25 protein-coding genes, 1 tRNA gene and 1 pseudogene are annotated in these 23179 nt (G+C 59.5%); 11 read left to right on the plus strand and 16 right to left on the minus strand.

Going from position 1 to position 23179, the window contains the following annotated elements; translation table 11 throughout:
- Nucleotides 1–10 precede the first annotated feature (10 nt).
- The 4 genes from AC1DM5_RS04795 to AC1DM5_RS04810 all read right to left on the minus strand — a co-directional run bounded on the left by AC1DM5_RS04795 (nucleotide 11) and on the right by AC1DM5_RS04810 (nucleotide 2282).
- Nucleotides 11–598 (minus strand): protein-S-isoprenylcysteine O-methyltransferase, encoded by a 588-nt coding sequence (locus AC1DM5_RS04795; protein ID WP_477821404.1) that lies wholly within the window; start codon nucleotides 596–598, stop codon nucleotides 11–13.
- Between the two features lie 60 nt (nucleotides 599–658).
- Nucleotides 659–1243, minus strand: a complete 585-nt coding sequence (locus AC1DM5_RS04800) for a hypothetical protein (RefSeq protein WP_477821403.1) — start codon at nucleotides 1241–1243, stop codon at nucleotides 659–661.
- Between the two features lie 156 nt (nucleotides 1244–1399).
- Complete coding sequence (locus AC1DM5_RS04805) at nucleotides 1400–1522, minus strand: hypothetical protein (protein WP_007815309.1); 123 nt, start codon at nucleotides 1520–1522, stop codon at nucleotides 1400–1402.
- Between the two features lie 163 nt (nucleotides 1523–1685).
- Nucleotides 1686–2282 (minus strand): L,D-transpeptidase, encoded by a 597-nt coding sequence (locus AC1DM5_RS04810; RefSeq protein ID WP_477821402.1) that lies wholly within the window; start codon nucleotides 2280–2282, stop codon nucleotides 1686–1688.
- Between the two features lie 202 nt (nucleotides 2283–2484).
- Between AC1DM5_RS04810 and AC1DM5_RS04815 the strand changes: the two genes are divergently transcribed.
- Together AC1DM5_RS04815 and AC1DM5_RS04820 are read left to right on the plus strand one after the other, a co-directional pair.
- The gene (locus tag AC1DM5_RS04815; protein WP_477821401.1) at nucleotides 2485–3240 is read left to right on the plus strand and encodes an SDR family NAD(P)-dependent oxidoreductase; all 756 of its coding nucleotides are present in this window, start codon (nucleotides 2485–2487) and stop codon (nucleotides 3238–3240) included.
- A gap of 127 nt (nucleotides 3241–3367) precedes the next feature.
- Nucleotides 3368–4561 carry a peptidase M14 gene (locus tag AC1DM5_RS04820; RefSeq protein WP_477974681.1) on the plus strand — a complete coding sequence of 398 codons (1194 nt, stop codon included), beginning with the start codon at nucleotides 3368–3370 and terminating at the stop codon, nucleotides 4559–4561.
- Between the two features lie 148 nt (nucleotides 4562–4709).
- Here the strand turns inward: AC1DM5_RS04820 and AC1DM5_RS04825 are convergent, their stop codons facing one another.
- On the minus strand, nucleotides 4710–4958 hold the full coding sequence (locus AC1DM5_RS04825) for a type II toxin-antitoxin system ParD family antitoxin (protein ID WP_477821399.1): 249 nt from the start codon (nucleotides 4956–4958) through the stop codon (nucleotides 4710–4712).
- 375 nt (nucleotides 4959–5333) lie between these two features.
- On the opposite strand from AC1DM5_RS04825, the gene AC1DM5_RS04830 reads away from it, so the two are divergent.
- The 3 genes from AC1DM5_RS04830 (at nucleotide 5334) to AC1DM5_RS04840 (ending at nucleotide 9531) form a co-directional block, all read left to right on the plus strand.
- Complete coding sequence (locus tag AC1DM5_RS04830) at nucleotides 5334–6416, plus strand: substrate-binding domain-containing protein (protein WP_477821398.1); 1083 nt, start codon at nucleotides 5334–5336, stop codon at nucleotides 6414–6416.
- A gap of 84 nt (nucleotides 6417–6500) precedes the next feature.
- Nucleotides 6501–8756 (plus strand): ABC transporter permease, encoded by a 2256-nt coding sequence (locus tag AC1DM5_RS04835; protein WP_477974683.1) that lies wholly within the window; start codon nucleotides 6501–6503, stop codon nucleotides 8754–8756.
- Nucleotides 8749–9531 carry an ATP-binding cassette domain-containing protein gene (locus tag AC1DM5_RS04840; protein WP_477821396.1) on the plus strand — a complete coding sequence of 261 codons (783 nt, stop codon included), beginning with the start codon at nucleotides 8749–8751 and terminating at the stop codon, nucleotides 9529–9531. Before AC1DM5_RS04835 ends, AC1DM5_RS04840 begins: the two co-directional genes overlap by 8 nt.
- Before the next feature lie 44 nt (nucleotides 9532–9575).
- On the opposite strand, the gene AC1DM5_RS04845 is transcribed toward AC1DM5_RS04840, so the two are convergent.
- From AC1DM5_RS04845 to AC1DM5_RS04860, 4 genes are all read right to left on the minus strand, one after another.
- Nucleotides 9576–10106: a nucleoside/nucleotide kinase family protein gene (locus AC1DM5_RS04845; protein WP_477974685.1), complete on the minus strand. Its 531-nt coding sequence runs from the start codon at nucleotides 10104–10106 to the stop codon at nucleotides 9576–9578.
- A 108-nt stretch (nucleotides 10107–10214) separates the two neighbouring features.
- Nucleotides 10215–10478, minus strand: a complete 264-nt coding sequence (locus tag AC1DM5_RS04850; protein WP_477821394.1) for a DUF982 domain-containing protein — start codon at nucleotides 10476–10478, stop codon at nucleotides 10215–10217.
- 114 nt (nucleotides 10479–10592) lie between these two features.
- Nucleotides 10593–11276 carry a hypothetical protein gene (locus AC1DM5_RS04855; RefSeq protein ID WP_477821393.1) on the minus strand — a complete coding sequence of 228 codons (684 nt, stop codon included), beginning with the start codon at nucleotides 11274–11276 and terminating at the stop codon, nucleotides 10593–10595.
- Nucleotides 11277–11618: 342 nt separating this feature from the next.
- A complete protein-coding gene (locus tag AC1DM5_RS04860; protein ID WP_477821392.1) occupies nucleotides 11619–11765 on the minus strand; it encodes a hypothetical protein in 147 nt (48 codons plus the stop codon).
- A 577-nt stretch (nucleotides 11766–12342) separates the two neighbouring features.
- Between AC1DM5_RS04860 and AC1DM5_RS04865 the strand changes: the two genes are divergently transcribed.
- Nucleotides 12343–13665 (plus strand): virulence-associated E family protein, encoded by a 1323-nt coding sequence (locus tag AC1DM5_RS04865; RefSeq protein WP_477821391.1) that lies wholly within the window; start codon nucleotides 12343–12345, stop codon nucleotides 13663–13665.
- Nucleotides 13666–14131: 466 nt separating this feature from the next.
- On the opposite strand, the gene AC1DM5_RS04870 is transcribed toward AC1DM5_RS04865, so the two are convergent.
- Nucleotides 14132–14353, minus strand: a complete 222-nt coding sequence (locus tag AC1DM5_RS04870; RefSeq protein ID WP_477821390.1) for a DUF982 domain-containing protein — start codon at nucleotides 14351–14353, stop codon at nucleotides 14132–14134.
- Between the two features lie 279 nt (nucleotides 14354–14632).
- A complete protein-coding gene (locus AC1DM5_RS04875) occupies nucleotides 14633–15451 on the minus strand; it encodes an alpha/beta fold hydrolase (RefSeq protein ID WP_477821389.1) in 819 nt (272 codons plus the stop codon).
- Nucleotides 15452–15711: 260 nt separating this feature from the next.
- On the opposite strand from AC1DM5_RS04875, the gene AC1DM5_RS04880 reads away from it, so the two are divergent.
- Nucleotides 15712–16635 (plus strand): LysR family transcriptional regulator, encoded by a 924-nt coding sequence (locus tag AC1DM5_RS04880; protein WP_477821388.1) that lies wholly within the window; start codon nucleotides 15712–15714, stop codon nucleotides 16633–16635.
- Between the two features lie 131 nt (nucleotides 16636–16766).
- The gene (locus AC1DM5_RS04885; protein ID WP_477821387.1) at nucleotides 16767–17405 is read left to right on the plus strand and encodes a hypothetical protein; all 639 of its coding nucleotides are present in this window, start codon (nucleotides 16767–16769) and stop codon (nucleotides 17403–17405) included.
- A 160-nt stretch (nucleotides 17406–17565) separates the two neighbouring features.
- On the opposite strand, the gene AC1DM5_RS04890 is transcribed toward AC1DM5_RS04885, so the two are convergent.
- Nucleotides 17566–18600: a hypothetical protein gene (locus tag AC1DM5_RS04890; RefSeq protein WP_477974687.1), complete on the minus strand. Its 1035-nt coding sequence runs from the start codon at nucleotides 18598–18600 to the stop codon at nucleotides 17566–17568.
- A gap of 110 nt (nucleotides 18601–18710) precedes the next feature.
- Here AC1DM5_RS04890 and AC1DM5_RS04895 point away from each other — a divergent pair, with 110 nt between their 5' ends.
- The gene (locus tag AC1DM5_RS04895; protein ID WP_477974689.1) at nucleotides 18711–19658 is read left to right on the plus strand and encodes a YecA family protein; all 948 of its coding nucleotides are present in this window, start codon (nucleotides 18711–18713) and stop codon (nucleotides 19656–19658) included.
- Between the two features lie 508 nt (nucleotides 19659–20166).
- Here the strand turns inward: AC1DM5_RS04895 and AC1DM5_RS04900 are convergent.
- The 3 genes and pseudogenes from AC1DM5_RS04900 to AC1DM5_RS04910 form a co-directional block, all read right to left on the minus strand.
- Nucleotides 20167–20243, minus strand: a tRNA-Arg gene (locus AC1DM5_RS04900).
- Nucleotides 20244–20429: 186 nt separating this feature from the next.
- Nucleotides 20430–20831 (minus strand): annotated as a pseudogene (locus AC1DM5_RS04905) (ATP-binding cassette domain-containing protein); the annotation flags it as partial.
- Entirely contained in the window at nucleotides 20825–21430 is a 606-nt protein-coding gene (locus AC1DM5_RS04910) for a TetR/AcrR family transcriptional regulator (protein ID WP_477819706.1), read from the minus strand. The gene AC1DM5_RS04910 and the pseudogene AC1DM5_RS04905, both read right to left, overlap by 7 nt.
- A 51-nt stretch (nucleotides 21431–21481) precedes the next feature.
- Between AC1DM5_RS04910 and AC1DM5_RS04915 the strand changes: the two genes are divergently transcribed.
- Complete coding sequence (locus tag AC1DM5_RS04915) at nucleotides 21482–21931, plus strand: VOC family protein (RefSeq protein ID WP_477819707.1); 450 nt, start codon at nucleotides 21482–21484, stop codon at nucleotides 21929–21931.
- Nucleotides 21928–22311 (plus strand): nuclear transport factor 2 family protein, encoded by a 384-nt coding sequence (locus AC1DM5_RS04920; RefSeq protein WP_477819708.1) that lies wholly within the window; start codon nucleotides 21928–21930, stop codon nucleotides 22309–22311. The genes AC1DM5_RS04915 and AC1DM5_RS04920 overlap by 4 nt, the downstream gene beginning before the upstream one ends.
- Before the next feature lie 79 nt (nucleotides 22312–22390).
- Here AC1DM5_RS04920 and AC1DM5_RS04925 read toward each other — a convergent pair whose 3' ends face one another.
- On the minus strand, nucleotides 22391–23173 hold the full coding sequence (locus tag AC1DM5_RS04925; RefSeq protein WP_477819709.1) for an ATP-binding cassette domain-containing protein: 783 nt from the start codon (nucleotides 23171–23173) through the stop codon (nucleotides 22391–22393).
- Nucleotides 23174–23179 lie beyond the last annotated feature (6 nt).

Raw genomic sequence — 23179 nt, forward strand, 5'->3', positions numbered from 1 at the left:
GCTGCTCCCCCTAATAGAGATAAGGGATGATCCGCTTGGTTTTGTCCATATAGGCGCGGTATTCAGGGCCAAAAACATCCATCATCATACGCTCTTCCTTGTCCACCCGCAGGAAGAACAGCACGGCAAAGCCGACGAGGCCAGCCAGACCTGCCACCCAGTTTGCCAGCAGGAAAGCCTGGGCGAGGCCCATCAGCATGAAGGAGGTGTACATGGGGTGGCGCACCAGCGCGTAGGGACCTGATGATATCAGCTCGTGCTTCTGGCGGATTTCCAGCGTGATGGACCAGTTTCGTCCCAGCTGCTTGTGTGTCCTGCGAAAGACCCACATTGCGAGGCAGAAGATAGCGGCCCCAAGCACGACCGCCCACAGGTGGGCAGGGTAGTCGGCAGCTTTCGGGATGCCTGTCGCGACGTAAAATCCAGGCACGATCGCAAGCCCCGCGAGAGCCGCCGCAAGGGCTATCTTCTCCGAGATGCTCCGCCGGCTGCTGACGACGGGCACGCGTTTGCCGCGGCGCTCAAACGGGTATCGAATGATGTACCATGCGACAATTCCGAGGACCCAGACGATCTCGCCAATGGTGTGAACTGACAAGTTCAAATCTGCACCAGAACCTTTCCACGATCCGTTTTCCGGGATCGCCCTGCTTTTCTATCAACCCGTATTCATCTCCCGCAGATCTGTAATGAATTGTTGCGGGCGAAGCCAGATGCCGGGCGTCTTATAGCCCATATGCTTGGCGATATCGGCCACGAAGGCATTGCAATTGTAGACAGTCGCTTCCCAGAGACGGCTGCGTGCCTGGAGGCCCCTGATGTAGGCGACCGTGTCGTCATATTCGGCATCCGTCAGCATCACGCGCCAGCTTGCCGAGCGGTATTGTTCCTCGAGGTCGCCATCCGTTGGGCCTGTCGTGGCGGGGACGGGAATGAAGTGGCCGATCACATAGGGCGCGGCATCTTCCGAAGCCGGGGCAAGTCCGGCAACATCGGGATTGATCATTCTTCCGTTCTTGTCGACGCTCCCGAAAACGACATAGGTGTGACCGTAGGTCAGCGCGTAACGCGAGCGGAACTCGATGAAACGCCGCCCCGCCTGGTTTTGAGCCGTGGCCGGTTTCTTCAGGTCACGGGCATCGGATGTATAACGTGGCTGGGGGGCTTTGTCTTCTGACTGACACGATGATACCACAACCGCCAAAATAGCGACCAAGCACAAGCGGCTTCTTTCAAGCGCCATCAACACGCTCCATGTGCAGGCTCCTGCGAATGCGGGCCTGATGCCGGCTGATGCGCCGTTCCTGCGTCCTGAATGGCAGGCGGGATCAATCCTGGCTGTTTTAGGATGTTGGAGAGAGGAAGGGCCTATCGAGCCCTTCCTAAGTTCATGCGAATTTTACTTGTAGACGGCCGTTGCTGCGGGCGGTGGAGCTTTCCCCTTGCCTTTACCAATCGACCCGCAGGCACTCAGATTGGCCACCGCAAGCGTTGCGAGGATCACGAATAAAATTCTGCTCATTAAGTCCTCTCCTCATCCTGGTGCAGGCCTGAAAGACTGCACCTCAAAGTTTGACGATAATCGGCACCTTGGACAGTGCGGGAGTGATGCAATGTGCAACGAATCTACATTAGCAGATACTTACCGGTGTGGCCAACCCCGCAATTTCACATGGTAAACGGCATCAAATGACGACCACACGCGTTCCCACCCGGGTGCGGGAGTAGAGGTCGACTATGTTTGCATTGGTCAGGCGAATGCAGCCGTTCGAAACCGCTTGACCGATCGACCAGGGCGCGTTGGTTCCGTGCAGCCGGAAGAGCGTGTCCTGGCCGCCCTGGTAGAGGTAAAGAGCCGCAGCCCCCAGCGGGTTGTCCGGTCCTCCCGGCACGCCATCGGCATATTGGGCGAGCCGCGGCTTGCGCGCGATCATGTCGTCGGTGGGCTTCCACGAGGGCCACTCCGCCTTGCGGCCGATCGAGGCTTCGCCCTTGAAGCTTAAGCCTTCCTCGCCAACGGCGACGCCATAGCGCGTGGCAACGCCGCCGTCCTCGACGAAATAGAGATAGCGTGCGCCCGTATCGACGACGATGGTGCCGGGCGGCTCGCCTCCGTCATAGGCCACTTCCTGCCGGCGATAGCGGGGATCGGCATCCGGATCCCTTCCCAAAACCCGGTAGCCCAGCGGCGGGCCATCCGATGTCGTACTGCATCCATGAAGCATCAGAGCCAGGCTGCCCAATACGAGGCCCCGGCGCGTGACTGCTGCCCTTTCGTTCATTTCCACCTACCCTCAGTCAGCTTCGATATTTTCCGGTCAGCAGCGGGCTCGTTTCCGGCCCATTCGCTTCTGTGGAATTGCGTATCTGGCAGGCGGACAAGCTGCGCAACTTGTAATAGTATGCATTTCGATCATTCACGAATCTCCTTGCCTCAGCCACTCGTTTTGCAAGAGTATTAGAATACGGGAATGGAAGGAAGCGATGAAACTTTGCCTGGAAGGAAAAGTCGCGATCGTGACGGGTGGGGGCTCCGGTATCGGGGCTGCCGTTTCCCGGCAGCTCGCCAACGAGGGTGCCGAGGTCGTCGTTGCCGATCTCAATGAGGATGCTGCACACAAGACTGCCGCGGCAATTACTTCGGACGGCGGGCGCGCCCGCGCCTTTGTCGTCGATGTGACCGATTTCGAGGCCGTGCAGAGGCTTGTGCATTTTGCCGTCGAGGAATGCGGCGGTCTCAATCTCGCCGTCAACAATGCGGGGGTCGATGGCGTGCGGGCAGCGGTCGCAGATTATCCGCTCGACGACTGGCACAGATTGATGAACGTCAATCTGAACAGCGTTTTCTACTGCATGAAATGCGAGATCGGAGCGATGCTGAAATCGGGCGGGGGGGCAATCGTGAACATGTCCTCTGCCCTTGGGGCCGTCGGGTTGCCGACCGCGGCCGCCTATACAACAGCCAAGCACGGCCTTGTCGGACTGACGAAGGTCGCCGCGATAGAATATGCGCGATATGGAATCCGGGTAAACGCTGTCGGTCCCGGCTGGATCGACACGCCACTCCTGTCGGAGCATCTGGAAGCAGCGAGCACAAGGCGGATGGCGGCGCTGCAGCCAATGTGCCGGCGGGGGACACCTGATGAGGTCGCCAATCTCGTCAGCTTCCTGCTGTCTGAACAGGCGAGCTTCATTACAGGCGCTCATTACCTGGTGGATGGGGCCTATACTGCACATTAGAGCCCGGCACAGGTTCGCAGAAATCACGCGACCTTGCCGGTTCAGCAGCATACCCTAGATTGAAGTTGCGCGGGATTCTCGCGGCCGATGTACATGCCGTTGTTTTTAAACACAAAGGGCTTCCATCATGTCGGACAAATCGAAGAAAGGCATCGATCGCCGCGATCTCCTGATCGCATCTATTGCCACGGTCGGCGCGTCGGCTGCGCTCGCCGTCAGCACCGGTGCTGCGAATGGCCAGGACGCAGCGAAACCTGCTGCCAATCCAGCCTCGGGAACGGTCTATACCGGCGATGTCATCCAGGGGAAAAAGGTCGTCAGCGCGCTCGACGTCGACGACCTGGAGCCCGGGCAGAAGCACCTCCTGTATTTTCAAGGTGCGCAGATGCCCACGGGGCAGCACTGGTACGTGTCGGTGACGGTCGCCAAGGGGGCAAAGCCGGGCAAGCGCGGCATCCTGACCAGCGGTGTGCATGGCGACGAAATGAGCAACATTCACACGGTCCAGACCGTGATGAACCAGCTCGATCCGGCGCAGATGTCGGGCACGGTCATGGCGGTCACCGACGTGGCACGCCCGGCCCTTGAAAGCATGCAGCGCAGGTGGCCCAATCAGGGCAGGGGCGTAGATCTGATCGATATGAACAGGGAATGGCCGGGGAACGAGAACGGTGCCTCCGCGCCCAGCCGGCATGCCGGGCTGCTGTTCAACCGGCTGCTGCGGCCGAACGCCGATTTCGCGATCGACTTCCACACCGGAACAACCGGGTTCGAAGTCACCGCATTCAATATCGGCGGCATGGATGTGCCCGAGGTCAAGGCGATGGTGGAGCTCTATCCCGTCGGCCAGATCTTCGACAACCATGTCTATCCCGGTGTCCTGCACAACGCGTTCATGGATGTGGGCATCCCCTCCTTTACGCCGGAGATCGGCGCTGCCCGCGTTCTGGACATCGAGATGATCGCGCTGTTCGTGGAAGGCACGATGAACGTCCTCAAGCATCACGGCATCGTTGCCGGGCCGATGGGCCGGACAGGCAAGGACGTGAATGTCTTCGTCGGCAACARTGCGTTCCCGATCCTGGCAACCCAGGGCGGGATCGTCGAGCATCTGGTCAAGCTCAACGACAAGGTTGAACCCGGACAGAAGGTGGCCATCCAGCGCAACAGCTTCGGCGAAGTGGTCGTGGAATATACAAGCGGCGTGGCCGGAGAGATAACGGGCCAGCGCAGCGATGCAATGTCCGAGCCCGGCAACCCCCTGGTCTTCATCCTCTTCCACAAGGCGGCGCTGGAGGGTGTCGAGGCTTATCCCGAGTAATCCGCCGTTTCCGCACAAGCGGGCTGTCAGCTGGGTGGAAGGGCAGGTGGAGGCGCGGATTATGGAATGCGTGGCGGGTGCTGCCTTCCCCCTTCTCCCCGAGGGGAGAAGGGGGATCCCCGATCCGCTTCAAAGGTTGTTCGGTATTTCATGCCCGGTTGGCGGCCAGCCGTTCACGCGCAGCCTGGAGGATATCTTCCTTCGTGCGGTCGCTGACGCCACTCTCCAGACCTTCGGTAACAAGCCGTTGCAGCTCTGCCAGCTTGTCCGATCGCTCCTGATCGCGCCGGATCAGATCACGGACATAATCGCTTGCGTTGCTGTAGCGCCCTGTCCTGGTCTGGGCTTCCACCCACTCCTTCATCGGGTCGGGCAGGGAAACATTCATGGTTGCCATATCAATCACCTCGTTTTGAGATAATGGCATAGTTTGGCAAGGATTGCCAATATTTGGAAGATGGCAACCGGCGATGCGTGCAGCCCTCCAGCATCGGCCCCCAAAATCGTCCTTTGTGCATCCGAATGGACGAGCGGCGCTCACCCAATGGTCAGGTCGAGCGCAGGAACCGCGCGATCAAAGTGATGCCTGCCAATCAAAATCGGTTATCGGCTGCTTCCAAAGCAAACAAATTCGCTGGGATGATCAACTTATCCGTTTACTTGGGTTGGAATTGCGCAGAATATTAGCAAATGGGAGGATAAGCCTTCGGCCCACTCTCGATACATTGCGCCCGAACGGCTTTCCTCCCTTGGTTTCAAGGGAGGACCAATCATGAGGCGGGTATTGTTCTACGCGGCATCCGCCGCGATACTATCGCTCGGCGTCTCGCATGCATTTGCGCAGTCGGGCGGCGTCGAGAAAGCGGTTGGCGGCTACAACTTCGAGGAAGCCGCAAAAGAGGCCCCCGGCACGAAGGATTTCCATTCGGCTGACGGTCATCTGACCTTCGCGATCGTAACGCATACGGCAGGCAACGGCTTCTTTGACCCTGTCTATGTCGGCGCGACCGTCGCCGGCAATATGATCGGTGCCAAGATATTGCTGCTCGGTTCGGAATCGCCGGTGGACGACCCCGCCCGCGAGCTCGAGGTCCTGAACCAGATCATTCAGGACCCGACGATCGACGGCATCATCATGACGACGCCGCAGGTCGGCGCCTATAACGACATCGTCAAGGCTGCCGAGGCGGCCGGCATCCCGATCGCGACGACCAACTCGTTCGACGGCACCATTCTGCACCGGAGCGCGATCAGCCACACCGGCCAGGATGCGTCGGCGGCGGCAATCGGCGGCGAGGCGCTCGCCAATTGCGTACTCGCCAGTGGCGCGACCAGCGGCTCGATCGTGCTGCCGTCCTCCACCGCGATGGGCAATATCGAGGTGAACAACCGTGTCACCGCCGCCTTCAATGCCATCGTCAAGACGTTGAAGGACGCCGGCAAGCTCGATGCCTTCAAGGTTGACGCCGGTCCGGAGAATGTCGGCATCGACACGAACCCGAACGACCCCGTCAACGCACTTGTTTCGCTCTTCGAGTCCCGCGGTGACGTGGTCGGCGCCTTCACAGCCAACAACGTCTTTACGCCGCCGCTCGTCAAGGCGGTTGCCCAGATGGGGAAGACCGGCAAGTTGTGCGCTTATGGTTTCGATCTCGGCCCGGCACAGCAGGAAGGCATCGCAGCGGGGAATCTGACCGGCTCGCTCGGTCAGCAGCCCTTCCTGCAGGGCTTCTGGCCTGTCATGCAGCTCTATCTCCAGATCGATCGCGGTATCGCAGCTGCCAATCTCGACACACGCGCCCAGCTTGTGACGAAGGACAACGTCGCCAAGGTCGGCAAGCGCTTCGAGAACTGACTGCCGTTCGAAGCGTCTGAAATCAAGGCGGGAGGGCGCGCGCCGTCCCGCCACGCGACAGCAAGGATCGGTCGGTAGAAACTCATGGAGCTCGCCACGACGACATCGCTCGGCCGTGCGCCGCCCCAGCTCGTCGGCGGCTGGGAGGCGGGGCTCCTCATGTTTCTTGCGCTGCTCTATTTCGGCGGGGCAATCGTCAATCCGGCCTTTTTCGGATCGACAGAAGCCCTTCACGCGCTTCTGCGCGATACGTCGCGTGTGGGGATCATCGCGGTCGGGATGACTTTCGTCATCGTCAACAGGGATCTCGATCTTTCGGTCGGTTCGACCTACGGTCTGGTCGCCGTGGTTTTCGCCAGGCTTTTTGCCCCGAGCTTTCTCGATTTCGGCGTGATCCAGTCGGTGATCCTCTGCGTGCTGCTGGGTACCGCGATCGGCCTGATCAACGGCGTGCTCGTCACCGTCCTGAAAGTGCCGGCCTTCATCGCGACGCTGACGATCCTCTTCATCGGCCGCGGCTTCGTGCTGGCGCTGACGCATGGTCAGGCAATCTATTATTCCGACAAGGCGAAAGACCATCCGCTGTTCTTCCATCTCGGCGAGACGAATATCCTCGGCTTCAACAACCAGATCGCGATCTTCTTCCTCATCGCCATAGTTGGAGCCTATGTGCTTGCCAAGACCCGCTGGGGCTATGAGACTTTCGCCACCGGCGGAAACGAGCAGGCGGCGGTCTATGCCGGCATTCGCTCACGCTGGGTGCGCATTCGCGCCTATCTGCTCTCCTCGCTTTGCGCGACCCTTGCAGCTCTCCTGTCGGCCGCCCAGGACAAGGGTGTCACCCCTCTTTATGGTGTCAGCTGGGAACTCACCGTCATCGCCTCCGTCGTCATCGGCGGAGCATCGATCCTTGGCGGGCGCGGGCGCGTCATCGGGTCTTGCCTGGGTGCCGCGGTCGTCGTGCTGATCGACAAGGTGCTGCGCGAGGGATGGCCGATCACGCGCATCGTCGTGATCGACGGTGAAAGCATCGCAGTCGGCGCCAAGTTCACCCTGCCGGCGGGCGCCGTGCTGGTTTTCCTCGGTCTGCTTCTCGTCATCGCCGTGCTGATCGAGCCCTTCCTTATCAGGCGCCAGGTTGCGGCCAGGCTTTGGGCATGGCTGCGCCGCCGGCCGCCCCCGCCGGCCTACGAGATGGGTGGCGTGGCGATTGAAGGTGTCCAGACCAAGGGGGCGATGGCGGCCGACATGGCCCTGTCTGCCACCGGGCTCGGCAAGTTTCTCGCCCGCCGCGATGCCCTCGCCATCATCCTGACCGCCGTGTTGTGGCTGACCGGTCTCGCGCTCAGGCCGGATTACTGGTGGAACCTGCCCAACACCTTTGCCATCCTGCTTAACTACACGGAACTGGCCCTCATCACGGTCGGTCTCACCTATGTCATCGCAGCCGGCGATATCGATCTCTCCGTCGGCGCGGTGCTTGCCCTTGCCGGCAGCACGGCTGCCTATTTCCTGAAGGTGCTCGGCGCCGACCCGCTCACCGCCGTGGCGATGGGCCTGTTTGCGGGGACGTGCGCCGGCGCCGTCAACGCCATGGTCGTCGTCGGCTTCAAACTGCCTGCCTTCATCGCCACGCTCGGCATGTTCTACATTGCCCGCGGGCTCGCCGCCTGGTTCGTCGCGGGACAGCAGCTGACCGGCTGGCCCGAGGGCTATAACCTGCTCGGGCGCAAGGTGAATGATGTTCTCCTTCATTTCGGCCTTGCGTTGCCGCCGGGGATCATTCGCTCGGTGGCCGAAGTCGTCAGCGTCCAGACGATCTGGATGTTTTTCATCGCCGTGATCGCCGGTATCGTGCTTGCCTATACGCCGTTCGGGCTGAAGGTCTGTGCGGCCGGCGGCAACGTGCGCGCCGCAGCCTATGCCGGCATCAACACCAACCGCGTGCGCTTCATCTCGCTCATGCTGTCGGCGATCTGCGCAACCATGGCCGGGATCATCAACGTCGCCTACTTTCGCAGCTTCAACCCGGTCGCCGGCCAGTTTCGCGAGCTCGATGCGATCGCTTCTGTGATCATTGGCGGCGGATCGATCTTCGGCGGTTACGGCACGATGATCGGCTCGCTTGCGGGTGCCGCCGTCATCACGCTCGTCCGCGCACTGCTTCAACTCAACGTCCAGGGGTTCAGCATGCCGCAGCACTGGATCAACGTCTTTATCGGCGTCATCCTCATCGTCGCGGTGCTGATCGATATATGGGTGCGCCAGGCCAATATTTTCGGACGCCTGCGAGCCAGGCTGAGAAGAGGCGCGTCAACGGGGGACGGCAGTCATGGCTGAGGCGACATCATCCGCGCCGATCGTGGAAATGCGCGGCATCGAAAAAGCCTTCGGGGCCGTGCAGGCGCTTCGCAAGGTCGATCTGACGCTTTATCCCGGCGAGATTCTCGGCCTGGTCGGCGACAATTCCGCCGGCAAATCGACGCTGATGAAGATCCTGACCGGTGCTTATCAGCGCGATGCGGGCGATATCCTCGTTGCCGGGCAACCGGTGCGCTTCAAGAGCCCGCACGAGAGCCGCGGCGTCGGCATCGAGATGATCTACCAGGATTTCGCGCTCTGCGGCAACATGGATGTCGGCCAGAATATCTTCCTCGGCCGCTGGCCGCTCAAAGGCCCTTTCGTCAACAGGCGGAAGATGTATGCGGAAGCCGACAGCGTGTTGAAACGGCTCAAGGTCGACGTGAACTCTGTCTATCAGAAGGTCGAAAGCCTGTCGGGCGGCCGCCAGCAATCCGTCGCGATCGCCCGCGCAATCTCGTTCGAGCCGCGCGTCGTGATCCTCGACGAGCCGACCGCCAACCTTTCCGTGATGGCGACGGAACGGTTGCTCGAAACCATGCTGGAACTGAAGAAGCAGGGCGTTGCCCAGATCATCATCTCACACCGTCTGGTCGATATTTTTGCCGTGGGTGATCGCGTCATGGTGCTCAAGCGCGGTGAATATGTCGGCGATCGTTACATCAGGAATACCGACGAGCATGAAGTGCTGGAGATTATCGTTTCCGGCACGCGAGAGAGCGCGCGGACAGCCGATGAGGCGAGAAACATCTGATGGATCGACCGCTCCGCTTCGCGCCAGAAGCGGACTCGCGGCCCCTAGCTGACCTTTCCGCATTTCGACAGGATATCGTCGACGACCGAGGCGAGCGGCCGAGTGGCGTCGATGGTCGTCGCATTCCCGGGAATGTCTTCCTTCGTCGCATGCAGGTGCAGGACCAGGTCCCGTTCGGCCGGTTTGCCGCCAAACTCGTCTTCGGGCCGGCCGGCAAGCCGGTTCTTCAACGTGTCCGGGTCGACGTCGAGAACGAAGACCGCGTCAAACAGATCGATAAAGTGATCAGAATTCCTCGAGCCGCCGCAGAAGAAGGAGACCGGGTGGCTTTTATCGTCCGCGAGCGATTTGACCTTGCCGACATGCCAAAGATGGTGCCGGTGCACGAAGGCCACATCCAGGCTATTCTCTTCATGCCGGGAGACATCCAGCGGCTCACCCGTCAGGGGATCGCCCCTGTAAGCCAGCTCGCGGTCACCGTGAACGACGTGGTAACCGCGCCGCTGCAGTTCCGACGCGACCGAGGTCTGGCCGGTCCCGGAAACGCCTTCGATCAAATAGTTCCTGACGCCCATTTCGCTCCCGCTCGGTGAACCGCACGCCTTATGGCGCCCTGCTGCCTTATGGCGCAGAATTATAACGGATTCCCGACGCTTCAATGCTGCCGCTGCTCACAAACGCCGTCAGTGCAGGACGGCGATGGCGGTAACGCCGGCCTCGTCTGCAGCGCGAATAATCGCTGCTCTGAGTTGCTCCGGGGCAGCGTTGCCCTTCACGACATCAAGGCAGATTTTGATTGCCAGAAGAAACTCCTCTCCATCATCGGAGGGGAATTCCCTTATGAGCGCATTGGCGGCCCCCATGGCCGTCCTGATGGAAAACAGCCTGTCGGGGTCCTTGAACATAAGGATCACGGGAGCGAATTCGATCGAGGCGTCCCATTCCATTACACAATACTCCAGATGGGATAGTGTAATTTTAACGGTGCAAGAGGCGTGCCAATGCACGCGACGGTTTATGGGCGGGCATTTATCGGAAGGGATGTCAGTTCCGATCGCTGCTCAACGTCCGTCGTCGCCCAGCATGTGATCCGCCAGCTTGTAACAGTGGCTCGCCTGATAGGCGTTCCGGCCACGGTTCATGTGCGTCAGGTTGAATGCCCGGATAGCCTGCAACGCACGAGGTGTGGCGAGAAATTTGCCAATTGAGGAGAAGCCGCGGACCTTGACGCCGAAAATGTCCTCGCCTCTGGGAAAGAAATAGCTGACGTCATCAGGCGTCATGACGCAGTGCTCGAGGAAATCCTCGTCCACCTGGCCTTGATCCAGTGAGTGGTCGGTGGTGAAATCGGAAAGATGCACCAGGAAGAGCGCGCGGATGTCCTCACCATCAGCATAGAGCGAGAAGAGCTCCATCCAGCTCGCATTGACGCGAACGAGGGCTTTGCCCGGTGTCGACGGCAGACAGGAAACCGACCAGTAGTGCCGCTCCGTCCGGCGCGGGATCGGGATGCAGTCGCTCCCGTAGCGCCGGAGAATGTCCAGAACCTCTTGTGCCTGCCGCCGGCGCAGCAGCTTCTCAAACCTGGGGACGTACTTGAGACGCAATTCCAGGGACTCCGAGCGCTCGTCGGCATCGTGCAGGATCGTCTCGCCCCGCATCCAGTCGCGCTGCTGCTCAAGATCGAGGAACCCGCGCAGACCGGCGGTGTTTTGGCGGCGCACCGCGCTCACGTCATGTACCATTGAAGCAATCCCAGGCTCCGCTTCTGAACAGCTCTTCGCCTCGTCGCGGCGACAGAGCTTTACGAATTTTTTCCGCTAGCCGCATATATCCATCATTTGCTCGGGAGAACTACGGCCCCTATGCCGAGACACTTGTCGGACCTGCCGCTCAAGCGAAGCCGTAGACAGCCAGAAGCGGGTGTGGAACCACTCTATCTCTTTGTTTTTACGCAATTCCGGACGCAAAACCGCTATGCACTTTTGCTGGAATTGCTCTAACCAGACAGGGTTCGAAAACCGTGATCGATAGGCCGGTTTCCCGAACCCATCGGTGGATCAGCTCTCAATGGAAATCAGCAGCTACTAATAGCCACCGATATTGCCGCGAACGGGACCAATCCCCAGTGGAGTTGCGTAGGTCGTGTTATCGCCGCCGGTGCCGGTGGTCGCGCACCCTGAAAGGGTCAGAAGCGCGATCGTTACCGCGGCCAAAAGGTATTTTACAGACATGACATTGTCCCCCTTATCAGTCACCGCGCAGGCCTTCAGGGCCAGAGCACGAGTATTCCCCAAACCATCGGCATCGGCAACTGTGCGAGTACCTATTCGACGCAATTGCCTCAAGATATCGGGGCTTGGAATAAGCCCGTTCACTCTCGGCCCGATGGGCCTTTGCGGAAGGCATGGACCGAATTCATTTCCAAGCTGGGGCCTGCCCGGCGGCGGTGTCGAAGCCGTGGATGATGGCGTTTACCGCCGGCCAATCGTTTTTGATCGTGCACCCGGGACGGTATACCGGCGGATCGCGGCGCTTTCAGGAGCGTGCCCTAACTTTCAGCAGCATGCCCTGGGTTGAAGCCGTGCGGGACTTCGCGACCGCTGCGCATGCCATTGTTCGATATCCTCGTTTCCGGCACGCGAGAGCGCGCGCTGACCACTGATGAGGCGAGAAGGGGCCTGACTGGCCGGCTATTCCGCCATCCACTTCGCCTTGGAGGCGTCGAACCCTGTCTCGCAGCGCGTTCTATCTGCCAACCGTTTTCCGAATAGGTCTGGCGACGCCACTCCATCCCACGCGGAAAATCTCATGCCACATATGACCGCACACGAGCCGCCGCGCGACTGGCTCGCCATGCTCAAGACGAATGACAAGGGCAATCCCCTTCCGGGCCTCACGCTCAATTGGACCGTGATGCTGGAGCACCACCCCGACGCGCGCGGAATGCTTGCCCTCGATGAATTCAGCGGCCAGACGATGCTGCTGCGCCGGCCGCCGTGGGATCTGCGGCAGGGCGACTGGAAGCCTCGTCCCGTCGGCAACAATGACCTTGCCGAAGCGGTGGAATGGCTGGAAGGGTTTGGCCTGACGCCGAAGGTTTTCAACATCAATCCCGTTATCGACAAGGTCGCCAGCCGGCATCCCTATCACCCGGTGAAAGGCTGGCTCACGTCGCTGCCGGCATGGGATGGAACGAGGCGCGTCGATACTTTCCTGACCTGTTATCTCGGTGCCGAGGACACGCGCCTGAACCGCGCCTTCGCGCGTAAATGGCTCTCAGCGCTGGCCGGACGCGTCTTTGAACCAGGGTGCCAGTTCGACCACGTGCTGACCCTGCAGGGCAGACAGGGCCTTGGAAAATCATCCTTCGGCCGGGCGCTCGTTCCGATCGAGGAATGGGTGACCGACGGCGTGACGGTGGGCGATGGCGCGCGCGAAGTGATCGAGAACACGCGCGGGCGCTGGCTTGTCGAGCTTGCGGAGCTTGCCGGCAGGTCGAACCGGGAGATCGAGGCGATCAGGAAGTTCATCACGGTTCGCATAGATACCGCGCGCGGGGCGTATAAGCAGAGGGTCGACGACGTGCCGCGCCAGTTCGTGTTCTACGCCACGACGAACGCCGACGAGTTCCTGACCGATACGACGGGCAATCGCCGCTGGTGGCCGGTCAAGCCCACCGCGATCGATATCGCGGCCATCCGGGCCGATCGCGCTCAGGTCTGGGCCGAAGTCATGACGATCTACGAGCGCGAGGCCCTGTGGCTGGACGACCCGGCATTGCGGGCCGACCTTGAAACCCTGCACCAGGGCGTGATGGATTTCGGCCCCACCTATGAGATCATCCGCGACCTTATCCCTGATGGGGACATGAGGCTGACCTGCGCGGACATGCGCAAGCTTTTGACCGGCGGAAGCGAGGATGCAAGCCGGTTGCCGGCCGGCTGGCGCGCCAACCTGCAGAGGGCGCTTGTCGGGCTGGGATTCAAACCGGACTCGAAGCCTACCAATCGCAGCGGGCGCACCGTGCGCGTTTATGTTCGTGGCGATGAGGACGGCCCGCCCTGGGCAAGATGGGTTGATGGCCGCATCGAGTTCGAACGCCACCCGAGAAGGCGAGATGCGAGTTTCTAAAATGTGCTCTGCGAGTGAAGACGCCGCCCTTCGGGCGGCTTTCTCTTTTCGGGCCAGTTCGCGGAAACGCCGACAGCGATTACGAACGCACACGCAGATATTGTAACCTCATTTCGGTAGCTTTCTCAACAGGTTACGGATGTTGTTACGCAATTACGAAGACAATGGTGAAACATGGGCGGAGAGGTAGAATGACGTTCCGATGCGCCGTTTCATATCTTTATGAGAAGCGGACATGCGCCGTAATCTCGTAATTCTGTAATCTTTTCTGCTAAGGTACTGAATTCATTGAATGAACACTCTTACGAAATCTGCCGGTAAATGCGGTGATTACACAAGTCGGACATCGCCGCATTCCCTCGAAAGCACGGCCGGCAAGGGGCGGTTATCCGCTTCTGGAACCGACCTCGGGCGCGACGGGATCTGAGTGACTCGCCAGGCCTGTGCTGGTCGGGAGACGGACAGCTCAGTGAAGTACGGCGATGGCGGTAATCCCGGCCTCGGCTGCAGCGCGAATGATCGCCGCTCTCAATTCCCAAGGGTCAGCGTTGCCCTTCACGACATCAAGACAGATCTTGATCGCCGCAAGAAATTCCTCCCCGTCATCTGAGGGGAATTCCTTCATGAACGCGTTGGCGGCTCCAATAGCCGTTCGGACGGACAGCAGCCTGTCCGGATCGTGAAACATCAGCGTATAGCGGGCGCTTTATACGTTGGCGGATGCGCGGATCGGAACGAAACCTCAGGTCGCGTCCTGGATAAAAATTCGGAACAGCGTCATGCACGGCAAGCTCGTTTCGCCCTGTTCCAGCCAGGAGGATGACCAGATCATCCTCGATCTGGCCGAACTCCTTCGAACGCTTACCCGCGAGGCTGCGCGTCGCGCTTTGGCTTGAGTCACCCGGCACTGCCGGGTGACAGATCGTCCGACCGACGTTGGGTGACGGCCGCGGTCCGGTCGATGTCGTCAAGACCTGATGAACGAGAGCAGGTCGGGGTTGAGGACATCCGCATGTGTGGTCAGCATGCCATGGGGGTAGCCCGGATAGGTCTTCAGCGACCCGTTCTTGAGCAGGTCGACCGCACGCGGCACTGAACTTGCGAAGGGGACGACTTGATCGGCCTCGCCATGCATCACCAGCACTGGCACAGTGATCTTCTTGAGGTCTTCGGTATAATCTTCGAGCCAAGAGTCGACGGTTGCGTAATGAGCGAGGGCACCGCCGGCCATGCCTTGGCGCCACCAGTTCGCAATGATCGCCTCCGAAGGCTTCGCCCCATCGAGGTTGTAGCCGTAGAACGGGTTCTCAGGGACGAAACGGTAGAACTCCGACCGGTTGCCCAGCACGCCTGCCCGGATCGCTTCGAACCACTCTGGCGGCTGACCGGACGGGTTGTTCTCGCTCCGGTACATGTTCGGCGTCAGGGAAGCGACTAGTACCGCCTTCGCGACGCGCTCTTGGTGGCGAGCGACATAGCGAGCTACCTCACCGCCACCCGTGGAGTGGCCGATGTGGATCGCGTCGCGCAGGTCGAGGTGTTCCGTCAGGGCCGCGAGGTCGGCAACCCAGTGGTCCATGTCGTTGCCGGTGCCGGGCTGGTCGGACCGGCCATGGCCGCGCCGGTCGTGGGCGATCACCCGGTAGCCGTGGTGAAGGAAGAAGGTCATCTGGGCGTCCCAGTCGTCCGCCGACAGCGGCCAGCCGTGGCTGAAAACGATCGGCTGGCCTGAGCCCCAGTCCTTGTAGAAGATGTTTACGCCGTCCGTGGTAGTGATTGTAGGCATCGCGTTGCTCCATCTGCGCTGTTAAACGTTTATTTGAAGATCATAATCAATCAATTAGAGCCATTCATCCACGCGCTACTGCAATAGGCTCTTTAGACATTTAGCGTTTCCTCTCCGATTGGACAGAGTTGTTTGCGAAATACTCCGGTGAGGCGCGTTCGATTATATCCCGAAATTGCGACGTTAATTAAATCCCCCTTTTATCAGAGACAAATACCTTGTACGTTCGAGCTATGCCTTGAAGGTATAGCGAGGGCTCGATGGAACTCAGGCATTTGCGCTATTTTGTTGCCGTTGCGGAGGAGGGAAGCCTACTGACCGCAGCAGAGCGGCGGCTTCACACGTCCCAGCCCTCACTCAGCAGGCAAATTCGCGATCTGGAAACCGAAGTCGGTGTAAAACTGTTGGAACGGCAGTCGCGCGGCGTGACGCTCACCGCCGCCGGTAAAGTGTTTCTTGATCACGCGCGGCTGGCGTTATTGCAAGTCGAGGCGGCTGCGGAAGGGGCCCGGCGGGCAGAACGGCCGGAAAAGCAGTCGTTCACTATCGGTTTTCTCGCAGGGCAAGAGATTGTGTGGCTACCCCATGCATTGCGCATTATTCGTGAGGAAGCGCCGGAGGTTGAAATCATATTGTCCAGTCAGTCTTCCCCGGACCTTGCTCTGGCACTGATGCGAGGCAAGCTGGACGTCGCTTTCCTTCGCCCCGAGACGCAGAGTGTTGGTGTGTCCTTCAAGTTTTTAGCCAAGGAGCCACTGATCGCCGTGCTGCCGGCGGACCATCGCTTGACGTCGCGCAAAAAGATCCGGCCGCAGGACCTTGCCCGCGAAACTTACGTCAGTTCGGCTAGAATTTCTCCCGTATTGCAATCCGTGATCCAGGATTACGCGTCGAACGTTGGGATCACACTCAAGGCAGAGTACGAAGGCGAAGGCCTACCATCAGCAATGTCGCTCGTCGTGTCTACAGGTGGAATAACGCTTATTCCGCTTTATGCGCAAAATATGCTTACACCAAATGTCGTTGCCAGAGCACTTGAGGGTGTGCCTCCGACAATTGATCTCACCTTAGGATACAACGATTCAAATTCCTCACCTTTGCTCCGCCGATTTTTGTCTCGCTCTGATGAATTAGTCGCCAACGTCCAAAATCAGAGCATCATCCGCTATGCTGAAGTTCCATAGTAGGGACCCCCTTTACAAAGAAAAGCAGGCCCCCTTGCGGCAGCCATGAAGAGTAGCGTCACGGCGTTCACATCCTCACCCCCCCCTCTGTAACCATAATCCATGTGTGGCGCACGCCCCTGTGATGTTGGATGCTGCAGAATGCTTTCCCTGTTTTGCGACAAATCACCTTAAGCGGGCCGTTCCCGCCGAAGGGGACGCCGGGAACAACGGGCGCAAAGACCAACGTCACAGGTGATGTCGCCACCGGCATGCGCCTCGTTCGTGGAACCGGGACTTCTACCTATGCCGGCAGTAAGGAGGTCGTTGCGGCCGGCAATGAAAAGCAGGTCATCACGATCACGCCCGTGAACGATGCCGCACCGGTTCATACCGCGACGCATGGCCTGCCGGCAAACCTCAGCTTGGCAACTCTCGGCCTTGTTGCCGGTGACTGGCTTGAAATCGAAATCCCGGTGGAACTGAACGATTGGGCAGGCTGGGACTATCTCGACACTTCAGTCCGCGGACCGGTCCAAATCGGCAACACAGTCACCGTTCCAGGTGGCGGCTGGACAACGGGCAATTATGTCGGCGGCCGAGGCCGGTCATTGATATGCGGTTCGAAGCTCTGGCTTCCTCCCGGTCTAACGATGACGAATATTCGTCTCGATAACCTGCTGATCCTTCGACACCTCTGCAATACGGGCGGGACCGGCGTTGCGAAGATCGGAGCCCCGATCATTCGCAAGATCGCCGATCCACGTGCCGCATGGAAGCTGGTGGCATAAAGGCGAAAGCCCGCCGTGGGTGCGGCGGGCTTTCAGAAGAGGGCTTTCGTCAGGGTGAAAACCTTCCTCGCGCTGAAAGTTGAGAGCGCTCCAGCGACGCAAAAATTATGCGAAGAGTGGGGTTTTTCTAGCGCCTCGTTCGAAATAATTCGCAGCTTAGTTAAAGCGCTTCTAGCACCACTTCGATCTGGAACTTAGCGGGGGCGTCATTAAAAATGAAATTTATCTCCGCGCGGTTTTCCGAAAATTCCAAAACGTAGAAGAATGCAACGCTCTGCTCGTCACCCATGGCAAGGAAGGTGGGCAGTCTATCAGCCAGCCCTTCTTGATTGGTCGATACGATCACCATGAATTTTGTATGTCTCCCAAACACCTTGGGAGCTAGGACGCCGGAATCTTTCCATTCTATTAAGCCGACTATGCTGGTGACATAAGCCGCCGCAGCAAACGTGTCATCCCAGGAGATATCGGCCAATACCTCCATTCCTTCCTTCGGCTCTTTTCGAACATCGGCTAGATAGCCGAAAAATTCATCGAAGTGGCTTATTAACTCGCCGTCACGCACCCCGAATCCTATCCTTGTAGGATAGCGCGGAATTTGCGCCAGATGCTCTGCCCTTAAGTCTCGGACCTGCCTCGCGATCCAAACAGCCATGTTTTCCTCGGCGAAGCGCCCGTGGTTCTTCTTGAGTATCCCGCAAATCTCAAGGATATCGCGCGCGCTGCCATTTAGTGAGGCAATTTCATACATGACTTTGGACGTGAGAGTCGTGCAGATTTTCACCTTTTCAGGCAGGTCGAGTCCCGTGAGCGGATGATCCGAACAAGCTGCATAGGGACCATCAACAACACTTATAACCGCGATGTAGTCGATGTCCCCCCACGCGATCGAGAAGCTTCGCCACTCATTGCTTCCCCTGATCGGCTTGCCCGCCTTCCATTCTTTCATGCGGTCACGAGCTTGCTTTACGTTATGCGCTACCAGATCCTCGAAATAGGAATTGCTCTCGGTCATGTTAATGAAAAAGAGCGCTCGTCCTGCGACGATGATCATGTCCGCAGGCTCATGGCGGCCAGGGCCGCCCCATAGATCTGGATGAAACATTGCATAAGCACTGATGGAGTGAGACGCGAAATGCGCTACCAGCTTCTCCTGTTTGGTCCGCTCGTGCGGCTGTTTCTTTCTCTTCCCCATGGTCCTCTAGAATCCGCAGCTCTTCTGTTTCAGCGCCAACATAGCCTAGGTTGAAAAACCTGCCCATAGAGTCAATTCTCATGGTTGAGTCGTCGAGGCGCGAGGAGCAGATGAACCGGAAGCAACTGAGACAATTTTACGCCTATGTCCCTTGGGGCAAACCTGAAGACTGCCCTTGCAGAAGTGGAAAGCAATACGGGCAATGCTGCGGCGTGAGAGGGGGATGGCCCGACCTTGCTATTCCCCCGTTTTTGCCAAAAGCAAAGGCAGCTGAAGCGCCTCATGACGAATGTTATATGGCTAGCTTCGGTGGTTGCGGTGGAACCATTTCCCGCGAGCATTACATCTCCGAGTCGATATTGGAGGAAATTGGCGACCTCGACATGGGGGGGTTGCCGTGGGTAGAAGAGGGGAAAACCTTACGGCTGCCTGCCAGCGCCTTGGCGGCTAATGTGCTTTGTAAAGACCATAACAGCGCTTATGCCACCCTTGATGATCTTGGGCTGCGAAACTTTCGAAATTTGAAGCGTGCGACCGAGGAAATCATCAAGTTCTCATCGAAGGTGTCGCACACACTGATGTCGGGAAGCGCCATGGAGCTTTGGGCGCTGAAATGCCTCGCGGGAATGTATTATGGTAGGGTCGCTGCGGCCGATCGGCACCGTCTCCGCGATGTCCGTGAGATGAATATTGATTTGCTCCGCGAGATAATGATGACGCGGCGGTTTCCACCTGACTGCGGGCTTTATGTCAGGACGAGGGACGTAGACCCAAAGGGAATTGACGTTGCCATTGCGCCATTATCGACGGCCTCGAATGTCATCGGGATCAGAATTCGATGGTTCTATGTCGAATTTGAAATCATTTTTGACCCGGCCGGCGTCAATTTCGACGTGCTCCGGACGGAAGCAGAATTTCGCCCGCGTCTGCTAACGCTTCGATGCCAATCGCGGAAAACACATATCGTGATGACCTATTCCGAGCCTACGGACCCTGTGCAGTTCATCACAACCGGCCGAGAGGTCACTTTAACGGTGCCTCCGCGAAGAGAATCGTAACCGATACCTTCGACCTTTCTCTAAGGGTATGTGATAGCACTTTGTTCAGAGTTGATCGTCGCTTCGGCGGCGATCCGACTAGCGATAGTGCAGCTGCTTCAGTCTATCGTGATGTTCTTCGGCCTTGCGTGATGCTTCACGCGCACTTTCCTCCCACCCGTTTTGTGGCATGATCCGATGGCGAACCCATGGCTCGAAGCCTACGTTCCACCGCCATTTACCTGAGCGGTTCGGAGTTGTGCTGTCTAGTTGGATACGGCCAAACACCTCGCCGTTGTCGAGACCTTCAAAGTCTTGCTTGCCTTCGCCGGGCCAAGTCTCGCGCCATTTGTATCTGGGTCGGTATTCGTCGTGCATTGCGGAAGGCTAGCGCGCCGACTTTGCGAGGACAACGTTAGTTGTTGAGTTTTCGTGTCCGAAAGCTAACGCCAATTTGTCCAGAAGGCCGCGCCGCGCCACAATGGGTGGCGGGACGGCTCCTGCGGGAGTGCCCAATTTTGTTCGGAAGTGGCGCACCCGACAGGATTCGAACCTGTGACCTTTGGAATCGGAATCCAACACTCTATCCAGCTGAGCTACGGGTGCATGCCTGACGATGTGACTCGTCGTCCGATGTCGTGGTTCTTAGCCTAGCTTTGGCTCTGCTTCAATCGCGAAGTTCACGGAAATTCTGGGACTTGGCTTTTAAAGCGATTTCCGGCCAAGCTGTTGCCGAAATGAAAACTCCGCCGGTCCTTTCGGTCGGCGGAGTTTTGTCGAGCTATCGGTCGATCAGACCTGCATGGCGCCGGGGCCGGGGATGGCCTTGGGGGGCACCTTGCCGAGGATGATCATGCCGAGGACTTCGTCCTTGGTGACATCTTCGGTGCGGGCGTGGCCGACGACCTGGCCGTTTTTTCATCACCGAGACACGGTCCGCGAGGTCGAAGACGTCGTGGATGTCGTGGCTGATGAGGAAGATGCCGATGCCTTCTTTCTTCAGCTGCTTGATGAGCTCGCCACCTGTGCCGTTTCCTGGGGCCCGAGGGCTGCCGTCGGCTCGTCCATGATCAGGATGCGGGCGTTGAACAGGATGGCGCGGGCAATGGCGACCGACTGGCGCTGGCCGCCGGAGAGCGCCTTGACCGGCTCCTTGAAGCGCTTGAAGTTCGGGTTCAGGCGGCCCATCACTTCGCCCCCGACGGTGCAACGGCCCGCAACGCGGTCCTGACGATCGCATCGCCGAACTCCGGCGAGACCGGGCGATGGCCGACCAGCAGCCGGAAGAAGACCGGTCCGTAGATCATGTCGAGCAGCGCCTCCATATCAAGCGGCGGAACGATCTCTCCCCGAGCCAGAGCCTCCTCCAGGATGACACGGCCCGCGTTGCGGCTCGACAGGATCACCTGATTGCGGAAGGCCTTGGTGAATTCGCTTTCCGGGTCGGCGGCCGCGAGTGCCATGGTGATCTGCCGCCCGCGCGTGCTCGCAAAGGCAGTCACCAGTCCGCTCATCTGCGCGCCGAGAGCCGCCTGCGCCGTGCCCCCTCCGACCTCCGCTTCCGGTAGCCGGTTGACCAGAAGGGCGGCCATCGCCAGTTCCTGCGCGTTGGCCCAGGAGCGGTAGATCGTCGGCTTGCCGACGCCGGACCGCGCCGCCACGGCTTCGATCGTCATGCGGCCAAAACCTTCGGCCATCAGGATTTCATGGGCGGCCTCCAAGGCACGCCTCTGTGCGGCAGCGCTTGGCGGCCGCCCTCGTTTCTTCGGTGTTGCGTTAATCTCTTGACTCATATCTTTACGATACGTAACGTTAATGAAGGACCCAGTCAAGGAGGATCATCCATGCCGAGTTTTGCCCGAAAAGTGAGCACCTACTTCATCGTCAAGGATGCGGCGCGGGCCATCGACTTCTACAAGGAGGCTTTCGGCGCCACGGAAGTCTTCCGTATGACCGATCCTTCGGACGGGCGGATCGGCCATGCCGAGCTGCGTTTCGGAGAGACGCTGATGATGTTGGCAGACGAGTATCCGGACTTCGGCGCCCTGTCTCCCGATACCGTCGGAGGCTCGCCGGTAACCTTCCACATGGACACGGTGTCGACCGACGCAGCACTGGCGCAGGCGCTGTCGGCCGGGGCGACGATGTTGCGCCCGGCGACCGACCAGAGTTTCGGCGAGCGGGTGGCGCAGGTGCTTGATCCCTTCGGTCATCGCTGGATGCTGTCGCAAACCATCGAGCAGGTCACGCCTGAGGAGATGCAGCGCCGATGGAACGAGGACATGTCGGCGTGAGTGCTGCAACCCTTGAAGCGCTCGAGGAGGCTGAGCGCGCCTTCAACGCGGCGATGGTTTCCAACGATCCCACCCAGATCGCCGCCTGCATCACTGAGGATTGGGTGCTGGTGACGCCTGAGCGTGGCCCAATCCCTGCACAGGCTATTCTTTCGGCGATCGGATCCGGTGTCCTGAGCCATGACACGATGACCAAGACGACGCATCACGTCCATCTGCTCGGCAATGTCGCCACGGTTACCGGTCGCGGGCAGAACACGGGCATGTTCCGTGGCGAACCGATATCAGCCGACGAATGGATCACCGACGTCTATCACCGGGAGGGCAACAGGTGGCGGTGCGTACTGACCCACCTCTCCCCTGCCAGGAGCGGTGTCTAGCGGAGAATGCATATAAAAACTCCGCCGGCCTTGCGGGCGGCGGAGTGTGATTGTCGCGGGTCTGGTCGCCTGGCGGCGATCAGACCTGCATGGCGCCGGGGCCGGGGATGGCCTTGGGGGGCACCTTGCCGAGGATGATCATGCCGAGGACTTCGTCCTTGGTGACATCCTCGGTGCGGGCGTGGCCGACGACCTGGCCGTTTTTCATGACCGAGACACGGTCCGCGAGGTCGAAGACGTCGTGGATGTCGTGGCTGATGAGGAAGATGCCGATGCCTTCCTTCTTCAGCTGCTTGATGAGTTCGCCCACCTGCGCCGTTTCCTGCGGACCAAGGGCTGCCGTCGGCTCGTCCATGATCAGGATGCGGGCGTTGAAAAGGATGGCGCGGGCAATGGCGACGGACTGGCGCTGGCCGCCTGAGAGGGCCTTGACCGGCTCCTTGAAGCGCTTGAAGTTGGGGTTCAGGCGGCCCATCACTTCGCGGGCGGAATGTTCCATCGCGACGTCGTCGAGCGTGCCCCAGCGGGTCTTCAGCTCGCGGCCGAGATAGAGGTTGGCGGCGGCGTCGACATTATCGGCGACGGCGAGCGTCTGGTAGATCGTCTCGATGCCGAACTTCTTGGCATCGCGCGGATTGCGGATGTCGACCGGTTCGCCATTGATCAGGATCTCGCCCGAGTCACGCTTGTAGGCGCCGGATAGGATCTTGATCAGCGTCGATTTGCCGGCGCCGTTATGGCCGAGAAGAGCCACGACTTCGCCGGGATAGAGATCGACCGAGGCATTGTCGACCGCGTGAATGCCGCCGAAGGAGATCGAAATGTTTTTCAATTCGACAAGGGGAGAGCGTTGTTCAGCCATGGTTCG

It is taken from the genome of Rhizobium sp. 01T437 (assembly GCF_056398505.1).

Bases quoted from the DNA above. Each gene is read 5' to 3' on its own strand.
- AC1DM5_RS04835 (WP_477974683.1), top strand. From the start codon at position 6,501: ATGGAGCTCGCCACGACGACATCGCTCGGCCGTGCGCCGCCCCAGCTC.
- AC1DM5_RS04815 (WP_477821401.1), top strand. From the start codon at position 2,485: ATGAAACTTTGCCTGGAAGGAAAAGTCGCGATCGTGACGGGTGGGGGC.
- AC1DM5_RS04830 (WP_477821398.1), top strand. From the start codon at position 5,334: ATGAGGCGGGTATTGTTCTACGCGGCATCCGCCGCGATACTATCGCTC.
- AC1DM5_RS04870 (WP_477821390.1), bottom strand. From the start codon at position 14,353: ATGTTTCACGATCCGGACAGGCTGCTGTCCGTCCGAACGGCTATTGGA.
- AC1DM5_RS04860 (WP_477821392.1), bottom strand. From the start codon at position 11,765: ATGTCTGTAAAATACCTTTTGGCCGCGGTAACGATCGCGCTTCTGACC.
- AC1DM5_RS04885 (WP_477821387.1), top strand. From the start codon at position 16,767: ATGCTGCAGAATGCTTTCCCTGTTTTGCGACAAATCACCTTAAGCGGG.
- AC1DM5_RS04865 (WP_477821391.1), top strand. From the start codon at position 12,343: ATGCCACATATGACCGCACACGAGCCGCCGCGCGACTGGCTCGCCATG.
- AC1DM5_RS04845 (WP_477974685.1), bottom strand. From the start codon at position 10,106: ATGGGCGTCAGGAACTATTTGATCGAAGGCGTTTCCGGGACCGGCCAG.
- AC1DM5_RS04890 (WP_477974687.1), bottom strand. From the start codon at position 18,600: ATGGGGAAGAGAAAGAAACAGCCGCACGAGCGGACCAAACAGGAGAAG.
- AC1DM5_RS04915 (WP_477819707.1), top strand. From the start codon at position 21,482: ATGCCGAGTTTTGCCCGAAAAGTGAGCACCTACTTCATCGTCAAGGAT.
- AC1DM5_RS04850 (WP_477821394.1), bottom strand. From the start codon at position 10,478: ATGGAATGGGACGCCTCGATCGAATTCGCTCCCGTGATCCTTATGTTC.
- AC1DM5_RS04875 (WP_477821389.1), bottom strand. From the start codon at position 15,451: ATGCCTACAATCACTACCACGGACGGCGTAAACATCTTCTACAAGGAC.
- AC1DM5_RS04810 (WP_477821402.1), bottom strand. From the start codon at position 2,282: ATGAACGAAAGGGCAGCAGTCACGCGCCGGGGCCTCGTATTGGGCAGC.
- AC1DM5_RS04840 (WP_477821396.1), top strand. From the start codon at position 8,749: ATGGCTGAGGCGACATCATCCGCGCCGATCGTGGAAATGCGCGGCATC.
- AC1DM5_RS04800 (WP_477821403.1), bottom strand. From the start codon at position 1,243: ATGGCGCTTGAAAGAAGCCGCTTGTGCTTGGTCGCTATTTTGGCGGTT.
- AC1DM5_RS04910 (WP_477819706.1), bottom strand. From the start codon at position 21,430: ATGAGTCAAGAGATTAACGCAACACCGAAGAAACGAGGGCGGCCGCCA.
- AC1DM5_RS04805 (WP_007815309.1), bottom strand. From the start codon at position 1,522: ATGAGCAGAATTTTATTCGTGATCCTCGCAACGCTTGCGGTGGCCAAT.
- AC1DM5_RS04925 (WP_477819709.1), bottom strand. From the start codon at position 23,173: ATGGCTGAACAACGCTCTCCCCTTGTCGAATTGAAAAACATTTCGATC.
- AC1DM5_RS04855 (WP_477821393.1), bottom strand. From the start codon at position 11,276: ATGGTACATGACGTGAGCGCGGTGCGCCGCCAAAACACCGCCGGTCTG.
- AC1DM5_RS04895 (WP_477974689.1), top strand. From the start codon at position 18,711: ATGAACCGGAAGCAACTGAGACAATTTTACGCCTATGTCCCTTGGGGC.
- AC1DM5_RS04880 (WP_477821388.1), top strand. From the start codon at position 15,712: ATGGAACTCAGGCATTTGCGCTATTTTGTTGCCGTTGCGGAGGAGGGA.
- AC1DM5_RS04825 (WP_477821399.1), bottom strand. From the start codon at position 4,958: ATGGCAACCATGAATGTTTCCCTGCCCGACCCGATGAAGGAGTGGGTG.